The organism is Flagellimonas oceanensis, assembly GCF_003992595.1.
GTDB lineage: Bacteria > Bacteroidota > Bacteroidia > Flavobacteriales > Flavobacteriaceae > Flagellimonas > Flagellimonas oceanensis.
Genome location: NZ_RZNA01000052.1, coordinates 351,760 through 363,160 on the forward strand (window position 1 = coordinate 351,760; position 11,401 = coordinate 363,160).

Sequence of the window (11,401 nt, forward strand, 5' to 3'; positions counted from 1 at the left end):
AGAACAGAAAATTACTATTAAGAATATTTAGGTCCCAAATCCAACATATTCTTCTAAACAAGACTTAACCCCTATGCTCCCACAAAAAACAAGGCATTTGCTATATGTCGTGTTGTTGGTGTTCATATCAATCTTCGGTTCCACGGTATTAGCAAAAACTCAAGTTGCCAGGATACTTACCCATATGGTGTCCAACAAGGCAGAGTCCGATACCCAGAAAGAGATTTCAGATGTAACCTCAAAGGAGGCATCCAACGAAGAAAGTGAACCGTTTGCAACAACCACCATGTTCGCTACCATTATAAATGGAGCGGATGATGAGGTTACTTGCCCCAACGATGGTAGTACCGTTGCAAAGTTTTTCTTGTGCGGTACAAGTGACGGTAGGACATTGACGTTGAGTCAATCCGGGAGTTCTTACCAATGGCAGCAGTTGGACCCTAATAGTTGTGCTCCCACAGTAGTGAGCGATTGTCCAACCATAAACAATGCCTGTACCTGGAATACGGTTAGTACGGATGCTACTTTTAATTTGTCAACCGCTGGAGAATTCAGGGTACGTGTCAATTCTGGCCAGTATTACTATTTTAAGTCCACGCTGAACCCATTGGACCCCCAACTGATCAAAGAGGATATCATTTGTGGGCAACCAGGTAGAGTAGAGGTAACAAATGTTCCTGCTGGATACGAGTATAGCTTGAACAGTGCTTCTGGACCTTATCAAGATAATCCTTTCTTTGATATTACAGCTTCGGGAGACTACCGTGTATATGTGAGATTGAAGAATGTTTCCGCAACAGCTTGTGTGTTCCCATCAAACTTGGTAACTGTTGATGATTTGGATATCAATGTGGATGTAACCGCAAATGATATTATGTGTAGTGGAGAGTTGGGCAGCATTGATGTAGCGGTGTCCGGTGTTCCTGGCTTTTATACTTACAGATTGGTTAAGAATGGTGTTACGGTGGATACTTTTGGACCAAACGGCGCGGATAATTACACCTTTGCCAATGTCAGTCCGGGAACCTATAGTATTCGAGTGGAAACAAATGCCTGTTCAGAGACCATTACCAACGATATTGATGGAGACCCTATTGTCATTGGTGGAGGAATAAGTCCCTTGGCTGTTTCGGCTACGGCATCCGATAGTTTTGGTTGTGGTGCCACATCCGTGGATGTGGATGTGACCACAAGTGGAGGTACCGCACCTTACCGATTTAGCGTGGATGGAGGTGCTTTTGGTTCCACATATTCCAGTTCATCCAGTTTTACCGTGAATACTGCAGGGACGTATAATATTTTGGTTGAGGATGCCAATGGATGCCAACGAACCGCTGCCGTGGATGTGGAAAATATTCCCCCGCCACTATATAGTTTTACCGAGGAAGATGCCAACTGTGGCGGAGCCAACGATGGTAGAATCACAGTAAACGTATCAAATGGGTATGGTTACGAAATACAGTATAGTGTAGATAACGGAGCAACTTTTCAAATAAGCAATACCTTCTCCAACTTGGCACCGGGCAATTATGATGTGGTATTACGGTACGAGCAGGATTCCTTTACCTGTACGACCACACCACAAGCAGCAACCATAGGCACGCCTTCTACCATTACGGCAACGGCCACACCCGATAGTGCACCAACCTGCGGGAATGAAAACGGAGGACAGATCACAATATCAGGGGTTTCTGGAGGAACAGCACCCTATGAATACAGTATAGGAGCTGGTTTTGGAAGTAACAATGTCTTTCCCAACCTAGGAGTTGGAACCTACACACCAATGATCCGTGATGCCAATGGGTGTGTGCAAACATTGCCGGATATTCCTTTCAATAGCCTGAACAAGCCAACTGATATCGATTTCAGTATTTCCAGTTTGGATTGTATTACGACCACGGCATCTTTGGAATTATCCGTAACAGGAGGCTCGGGGACTTACACCTATGAAATTATTGCCCCAGCAGGAAGTGTGGTTAACAATGGAAACAACAACACCTTCACAGGTTTGGGATTGGGGACTTATACGTTCAGGGTAACCGATGATGAAGGTTGTTCCTATGATGAAAACTACGCCATAACCGATATCAGTTCCATAGGCGTTGCAGCGCAACAGACCAAAGTAGTTACCTGCGTGGGTGATTCCGATGGCGAAGGACGGTTTTTGGTCGATGGATTCAATTCCACGTACAGCTATAGTATTGATGGAGGGCCTGTTTTTACGGGGCAGAGCGATAGCATTATTCCATTGACAGGATTGCCCGCGGGAAGCTATGTAATTTCCGTGACCGACGAAGAAACCAATTGTACTGACACAGCCACCTTGGAGATAGAAGAACCATCCACTGCATTTGCTATTTCGAGTTTGGATGTTACCGCCATGAGTTGTCAAAATGGAAATACAGGAGCCGTTCGTGTTAATACCGTTGGAGGATGGGGTGGTAACCGATATACTTTGACCCAGCCCAATGGTTCCACAAGAGGACCAAAGAATGGAAGTACGTTCTCCAATTTGGCACAAGAAGGAATATATCAAGTAAGTGTTACCGATGCCAACGGATGTACCGTGACAGATAGCTTTACTTTGACCCGTTTAGAAGCACCAACATTGACCTTGGACAGTGGAGCATCGGATTTTTGCTATGATAACTTTACGGCTGCTACGCTTGAAGTGAATGCCACAGGAGGTTTGGCCCCCTATCAATACAGAATTAATGGAGGAGCTTTGGGTGCAAGTACCACTTTTAGTGGTTTAACACCAGGAACATATACCATTGAGGTAATAGACGCCAACGATTGTAGGGATACCGTAATCGCAACCATAGAGCCACAGGTAATGGCCAATGCTACCACAATACAAGAGTTGGATTGTGCAGGCCCTCCCGGTCAAATACAAGTGATTATTAGCAATGGTTACACATCTTCTGGTAATTACGATATCTACGAAGTAAGTGTGAATGGTGCAGCGTATACTTCAGACAATAACAACTTTACTGGAAACTCGTTTGTATACAATGTCCCCAACGACGGTTCCATTATTTCGGATACAACCTTCCAGTTCATGATTACGGATGCAAGAGGGTGTACCACGGAAACAAACACAGTGACCATTTCCCCACCAGAGACCATTGCAGGTAGTGCAGTGGCCACAGACACACAATGCGGAGACGACACAAGTGGTATAGTAGAGCTGATTCCGGATACGACACAAGGGGTCCCTCCCTATGAATTTAGTAATGATGGGGGAACGACCTTTAGCAGTCAAAATATATTCTCAGGATATGGAGCAGGCACACATACCGGATTCGTTATTCGCGATAGCAGAGGTTGTATCAGCCCAGTATATGATGTGACCATCGGTTCTAGTGATCCATTGGATGCCACGGCCACACCAACGGATGCCATATGTGCTTCGGGCTCTGTGAACGGATCAATTACCTCTACGGTAAACAATGGGGTGGCCCCGTTCGATTATGTTCTGGTCGATGAATTCGGTGGAACAATAGCTTCATCAATAGGAAACGCAAGTACAACCTTTGACTTTACTAACGTGCCGCTTGGGAACTACACGGTGGTTGTTACGGATGCACAAGGTTGTGAGGATCGTGATCAAGTGGTTATCGATCAAAACCAATTGGATTTAATTCCCAGTGCTGATCCAGCTTCATGTTCGGATACCTCCTTTCCTTATCAAGTACAGGCAACAGGAGGGACTGCTCCTTATGAATTTAGACTCGTAGGTGATCCAACCTTTCAATTGGGAACAGGGATTAACAACGATATTTTTGATGTAACAGGACAAGTGGTTCCCGGAGTCACCTATTTTGTTGAGGTACGGGATGCCAATGGATGTACTTATATTGAAGAAATAGACCCCATCGGCCCAAGTAATCCAGTTGCTGTGACCGCAACATCCTTGGCTGCATCTTGTAATGTAGCAGGTAGTGGTTCCATTGATTATGAAGTCTCTGGAATTTCAGCCTCTGGTAATTTTACCGTGACAGTTCAGAATACAGATACAGGCGCAACTGTTTCAATAGATACATATACAGGGGAAACCATTCCATACAATGGAACAATCACAGGATTGGCACCTGGAAACTATCAAATTATTGTAAATGATACCGATACAGGCTGTAGCGGAAGCACTCTGGCCTTTGTGGACATCAGTTCTGTTTCCATAGCTGTTGACAATTTTGTGGAAGCTACTTGTAATGCGGGCGCTTTGGTAACTCTAAGAGGTTTTGGAAGCACAGGGCCATATAATTATGCGTATGTTCCTTCTGGAGACCCGGCGCCAACAGCATTTACACCACAAACTACTTTTGAAATACCAGGACCGTATCCTAATGACTACGATTTTTATGTACAGGATGCCAATGGCTGTACCGCTATGACCACATTGACGGTGACCCAAGAAGCAGGGGTCCCAGACCCGGTAATTGATGTAGTGAACCAATGTACCGCGACCAGTGGATATCAAATCAATATAGTTTCTCCACTCACTTCAGGTCCTGAGCCGGAAAACACCTTTCAATATGATATTGGAAGTGGTTTCCAATCAGGGACGTCATTTGTTGTACCCAATCCGGGCAGCTACGTAATCACCGTAAGGGATGGCAACGGATGTACCAATACGGTAACCGCAGAGGTGTTTGATTTCTTTGCGATTTCTGCCGATGCCACCTCATATCCAACATGTAATGCTGGAGATGGTGTAATCACTGTGAATACCACGGGAGGTAGTGGTAATTTTAGGTATCAGTTAAGGGATGCAACTACATTGACTGATATTGGGCTTCCGCAGATAAATGATAATGTTTTCACAGGGATTGATCCGGGCGATTACAATATCTTGGTAACAGATTTGGATTCAAACACAAGTCCTTTGTGTTCCGATGAAGCAGAGGTAATTGTATCCACAGTGAATACACCCGTGATTACGGCTACGCCAAAAAGTGACATTACTTGTTTTGGAGCTGATGATGGAACCATTGCCGTGGAATTGGACCCTTCAAGTGCCACGGATACCCCGATAAATTATGTGGTGTATCAAGGCTCATCATCAACCATCGTCGCAGGACCACAGGTAACAAACCTTTTTGATAATCTCTCCCAAGGAACCTATCAAGTAGAAGCGGTTTCAGATAGAGGTTGTACCGTTCGCTCAGGGGACATCACAATAAATGAACCCACGGAAGTACAGATTAATGCAGTGAACACGGAGTTTAGTTGTAATCCATCGAGTAATCGATTCAGTAAGGCGACCATTACCATATATACAGATACCAATGGCGATGGAACCGGAGCAGCAACAGGTTCAGGTTCGTTCACGTACAGCATGAATGATGGAACCCCGCAATTTGATGGAACCAATTTCCAAACAAGTAATGAGTTTCCTGTAATCGACAATGGAACCGATCAGACTATCATTGTAACAGCTCGTGACCAAAATGGATGTGAAATTACCGATACGGTCTTTATCCCAGCTCCTACGGATATCACTTTTAGTTACAATGTCAATCCGATTACCTGTGATGTTTCAGGAACTGGCGTCAGTGCAGGTTCCATTGATATCATAGTAAATGAAGGTCCCGGTGATTACGAAGTGGAAATACTGCCTTTGGGCTCCGAATCAGCTCGTAGCTCTGGTGGAAGCGATAGGGTAACTTGGGACATTTCCACTCCCGGCAACTACATTTTTGCCGTTACCGATGTGGGAAGCGGCGGGTGTACCTATTTGACCAGTACCGTCAATATGCCGGAGTATAACAATATAGAAGCAGTAATCGCGGAAGTTGAACCCGTGACCTGTTTCAATGGTTCCGATGGCGTGATTAGTTTGGAAATCAACAATTACAGTGGTGCGTATGCTTATGAGGTGTTCAGGCGTGATAATACGGGAACAGAGACGACCACAGGAGTGACAGGTACTTTTGACACCAATGCACCCATCAACACCCCTGAAATCATTGAAAACGTTCCCGCAGGTAATTTGGTGGTCCGTATAGAAGCTTTGGATTCCCCATATTGTGATACCGTAAGTAATGTGACCACGGTACGATCACCCGATAGGAGTTTGACTGTGGATGCGGTGGAAACATCCCCTGTTACCTGTAATGTGCCTGGGCTGGGAGAGATTACAGCCTCAGGAGACGGCGGATGGGGAACCTATGAGTATCAATTGGTGGCATCCGATGGAACCATTTTGGTGGATTACCCCAATACAAATCCAGTATTTGAAAACCTTTCAACAGATACCTATACCGTAAATGTGAGAGATTTAAGAGGATGTGTATCTACAACAGATATTGATTTGCTTCCACCAATCGACATCACAGCGGATATTCGTATTGTGAGTCCTTTGGCCTGTAATAATGACAATGATGCTATAATAGAAGCCCATAATGAGGCTGGCGGACAAGGGCCCGGCAACTATCTGTACCAATTGAAAAGAATCACGGACGGTACCAATAGTGGATTACAGACCACACCGACTTTTGGAAATTTGTCAGCAGGAGACTATAGGATTACCGTCTTTGATGGCTGGAACTGTAGTTTCCAAACAGACCTTATAACCATTTCCGACCCAGAAATCGTGGTGGCTGAGTTGGTTGAGTTACAACCACCGGGTTGTGGAGACCTCGGTAGAATGGAGCTTACAGTTACCAACCCGGAGCCTGGAGTGAATTATTTTTATAGAAGAGCGGGCACCAGTGGCGCATTCATACCTTTCGGAGCTGGTATGACCAGTGTTGAAATCGCTGCGGATATTAGTGTGGATGCTGGACCTTTCCAATATGAAGTGCAAAACTCCAATGGATGTCCTTACGAAAGATCTAACCAAGTTTCTTTGGACCCTGCTGCACCTTTGGTAATCAATCTTGATTTGACCAATGCTACTATCAACTGTGCGGGAGAAGCAACAGGAATCATTCGTTCCGAAGCTTTTGGTGGAATTGGTAATTACACCTATACCTTGGTTAATTCCAACATGTTGCCAATAACGTCATCATCTATAGTGCGACCAGTTCAAAACTCTGGGATTTTTAGAGAGTTGAACCCAGGCACATACTACGTTTATGCACAGAGTGGAGGGTGTGAAGTCATATCAGACCCTATTGAAATTGAACCTAAAGATCCGTTGGTTTTGGATTATTTGGAAGCTGTACCCGTACTGTGCGCAGGGGATACGAATGGACAGATTATTATTGAGGCGAGTGGAGGAACAGGTCAGATCAGATATTCCATTTCCGATACTTTAAGTGAGTTTTTTGAAGGGGACGACCCGGATAATCCCAACAGAAAAACATTTTACGATTTGGCGCCAAGAACCTACGACATTATCATTCAAGATGATTTGGGTTGTACCATAACCAGAACAGTGGAAATCACACAGCCCATGGAACTGTTGGCAGGAGTTGTGGAAACCACTCCAGAAACCTGTATGGGCGATGGCGATGGAACCATGACGTTGGAAGTGACTGGAGGAACCGCTCCATATTATACCAGCGTCAATACTGCCGATGATGCCAATTTTGAGCAAAATGACAGTCTTTTCTTCGACAATCTTCAAGGAGGGGAAACCTATGTGGTGTTTGTTCGTGATGCCAATGGTTGCCAGACCAACGTGATTGCAGAGGTGGGAGTAGGCGTGGACATTGTAGCAGAACCGGTGGTGGAATATGGATGTGAGGGTATATTCCCCAATAGTACAGTAACCATCAACATTGAGGATAGTTCCCAACTGTCAGATTTATTGTTCTCGCTGGATGTAGACGATGTAATGACAGCAACCAATCAGCGGACCTTTGGGGATTTACCAGCAGGCGAGCACACGGTCTATATCTATCACTCGAATGGTTGTGTGACCTTTGTGGAGTTTGAAGTGGAGGCATACGAACCTTTGACGTTGGAAGCTTCAAAAACGGGTCCCGATGAGATTACTGCAATCGCGACAGGAGGGTTTGGTGGATATGAATACTTTTTCCAAGGCGAACCCTATGGAGAGGAGAACATTTTCAATACCACTCAAGACTCCAATATTACAATCATGGTGCGTGATCAAAATGGATGTGAGGCAACCCTGGTAATGCCATTTAATTTTGAAGGAATGCCAGAGATGCCGAACTTCTTCACTCCGGATGGAGATAACATGAATGATTATTGGTATCCAAAAAACCGAGAGTACTTCCCGTTTATTGATGTCATTATCTACGACAGGTATGGAAGGGTAGTGGCTCGATTGGACCAAGTCAAAAAATGGGATGGGAATTATGATGGCAAACCGCTGCCTACAGGAGATTATTGGTATGTTGTAAATGCGAACGATACTGATAAACAGCGTTTTGTGGGACATTTTACCCTGTATCGCGAATAGTCCCCATTTCTATTGTGCTGAATAAAATTAATGACTCTTGAACTGGAGGGTAAAAGTTTTACCTTCCCAAGGTTGAATTATCGTCAAAATTTATATTTTTGCAGTCCCTTTTCGGGATGTGGCGCAGTCTGGTAGCGTACACGCATGGGGTGCGTGTGGTCGCTGGTTCGAATCCAGTCATCCCGACTTACCTTATTTAAGTAAAATCAAAACACTGTTAATCTTATGATTTTCAGTGTTTTGTGTTTTTAGGCATATCGTTTGAATTCATTTAAAACCATCTAAAATCATATCAAGCGTGTTCCCATCGGGAGCAAACACTTACACTTCTTGTTGTAACTTTAAATGACTTTTAGAACCATTTTTCTTGTGTTTTGACTTTCACAGTATTAACACTCTAAAAGGTTACAACATGCAGAAAAACAATCGTTTAACAATCAACTTCTTTACAAGAAAGCACAAGGTTCAATCCGAGAACCTAATTGTCTATTGTAGGATCACCATCGATGGTGAGCGAACCGATTTTAGCATAAATCGGGAGATAAAAGTCAATTTATGGGACAATAACCGTAAAAGGGGCAAGGGTTTTTCCAGTTATGTAATTTCCCTGAACAAGTACCTAGACCAAATTTATACCGGACTACATGAGGCCCATAGATTAATGATGGCAGAAGAAAAAGTAATCACACCACTATCTATCAAGGCAAGATTTTTTGGGGAAGATGAGGGCGGAAAAACATTGAAACAATTGATTGCCTACCACAATGGAACCATGCACACTTCTTTACGTCCGGGAACCAGAAAGAACTACCACATCACAGAACGATGCGTGGGCCTATTTTTAAAAGAAGAATATGGGATAGAGGATATAAAGCTCAAAAAATTGAATTATCGTTTTATATCGGACTTTGAGCAGTACCTAAGAAAGTACAGACCATCTACACGAACCAAATGCACCAATAATGGGGCCATGAAACACATGGAACGGCTTAAGAAAATGTCAAGGTTGGCCGTTCGGTTGGATTGGATAACAAAAGACCCTTTTGAAAACTATAAACTACGTTTTGAGAAAAGCGAACGGGAATATTTGACAAAACGGGAATTGAGGTTGATTGAAGAAACCACATTCACAAAGGAGGGGGTGGAGAAATGCAAGGATGTGTTTCTCTTCTCGTGCTATACTGGCCTATCCTATATCGATGTCAAGGCATTGACCCCAGACCACCTACTTAAAGGAATAGATGGAAATGAATGGTTGTTCACCAAAAGGATAAAAACGGACGAAAAACTTAAAATCCCCCTATTACCACAAGCAAAGGAAATCATCAAGAAATATGAAGATTCAGCCGAAAGGAGAATAACGAAAGTACTATTGCCTGTTTATAGCAATCAAAAGGTCAATTATTACTTAAAGGAAATATGTAAGGCCTGTAAGATTTACAAAAAAGTGACATTCCATACAGCAAGGCACACTTTTGCAACAACGATAACCTTGTCCAATGGAGTCCCTATAGAAACTGTATCCAAAATGCTCGGTCATACCAAACTGTCCACTACCCAGATCTATGCAAGGGTATTGGAACACAAGATAGGGGAGGATATGCAGAACCTTATTTATCATATGGAAAAAAATGAGCAAAAAGATTCTACAGGAAGCTAATAGTAATCTCCAGTTATGATGTTTAAACTAATTGTTTAGTTATAACTATATTTGAGAAGATAGTTTCTCCAATTTAATAACAGAATAGCCATCAATGACCATAAAACTATGAAGAGGATATTTGATAATTTTACCTTTTGGGGAACACTATTTCTAATTGCCTATTTCTTTTTATACATCTTTCCGTTTCCTTTGGAATGGCTACCGTTCAAAGTTGGAGAAAGCATTTCATCTTATGTAGATAAGTTTTGGCAGTGGTTGGTTTTATTACTGGTAAAGGACGGTGCAGGCTATCAAGGTGATATTGTTACACGTGTCAATGGTAGCGGGGATACGAGCTACCATTTTTTTAAACTTCTTGTGCAAGGAGCAATTTCGGTTATTATTGCAACGATTTGGCTCATTTTTGATAGGGCAAGGGATTTCTTTGGAAGAATTAAAAGGTTTGCTGCCGTTTATATCCGTTATTATTTGGCATTCACAATGTTGACCTATGGTCTTGCCAAAGTGTTTCCTAATCAATTTTGGGAACCTGGTCTTACCGATATGTTAAGGCCATTTGGTGAAATTTCTCCAATGGGTTTACTATGGAAGTTTATGGGATATTCTGTTCCTTACATCATTTTCACTGGTGTGATGGAGGTTATGGCGGGAGTACTTCTTTTTTTTAGAAAGACCACTAGACTTGGGGCCATTTTAGCGTTCGGAATAATGCTCAATGTTTTTGTCTTGAACATGAGTTACGATGTGCCTGTAAAGCTCTTCTCATTTCATTTGGTAATACTGTCCATAATTATACTATCAAAGGACATTATGGGACTTTTGAATTTTTTCGTTTTGAACAAGCCGGTTCCTGCCAATAAAATAGAACCATACTTTAAAAACAGGAGATATGTTAAACTCGGTCTTTTTGTGAAAGGCTTTGTCATTCTATTTATCACTTCGGTAATGGTTACAAATAATTATAGTAACCAATATAAGCATGGGAGAAAAGCAGAGATGCCCAGTCTATATGGAATTTACGAAGTTGAAACTTTTGTCGTGAACAATGATACTATTGAACCGTTGTTGACCGACAAAAATAGATGGCGAAGATTTATAGTCGATAGATACAGTTCCAACATAACCAAAATGAATGGCGATATTCTTTATGCAGAAAGTGTAGTGGATACCATAAACACCACAATTCAAATAAAACCATTCAAAGAATCTTCAACCTTTAACTTCCAATACGAGTTAAGGGATAGTGTTTTGGTTTTTACTGGAACCAAAGGTAAAGATAGCATTAGGATTGATTTTAAGATAAAGGATAAGAATGAGTTTTATCTTATGAAAAGAGGTTTTCATTGGATTAACGAATT

At 42.7% G+C, this 11,401-nt stretch carries 3 protein-coding genes and 1 tRNA gene; all 4 read left to right on the forward strand.

Annotated features, from left to right (window positions below):
* Nucleotides 1–73: 73 nt before the first annotated feature.
* Nucleotides 74–8,380: a T9SS type B sorting domain-containing protein gene (locus EO132_RS18940; RefSeq protein WP_127139369.1), complete on the forward strand. Its 8,307-nt coding sequence runs from the start codon at nucleotides 74–76 to the stop codon at nucleotides 8,378–8,380.
* A gap of 112 nt (nucleotides 8,381–8,492) precedes the next feature.
* Nucleotides 8,493–8,566, forward strand: a tRNA-Pro gene (locus EO132_RS18945).
* Between the two features lie 226 nt (nucleotides 8,567–8,792).
* Nucleotides 8,793–10,040, forward strand: a complete 1,248-nt coding sequence (locus EO132_RS18950; RefSeq protein ID WP_127139370.1) for a site-specific integrase — start codon at nucleotides 8,793–8,795, stop codon at nucleotides 10,038–10,040.
* A 108-nt stretch (nucleotides 10,041–10,148) separates the two neighbouring features.
* On the forward strand, nucleotides 10,149–11,401 hold a 1,253-nt coding region (locus tag EO132_RS18955), incomplete at its 3' end, for a DoxX family protein (RefSeq protein ID WP_164732388.1).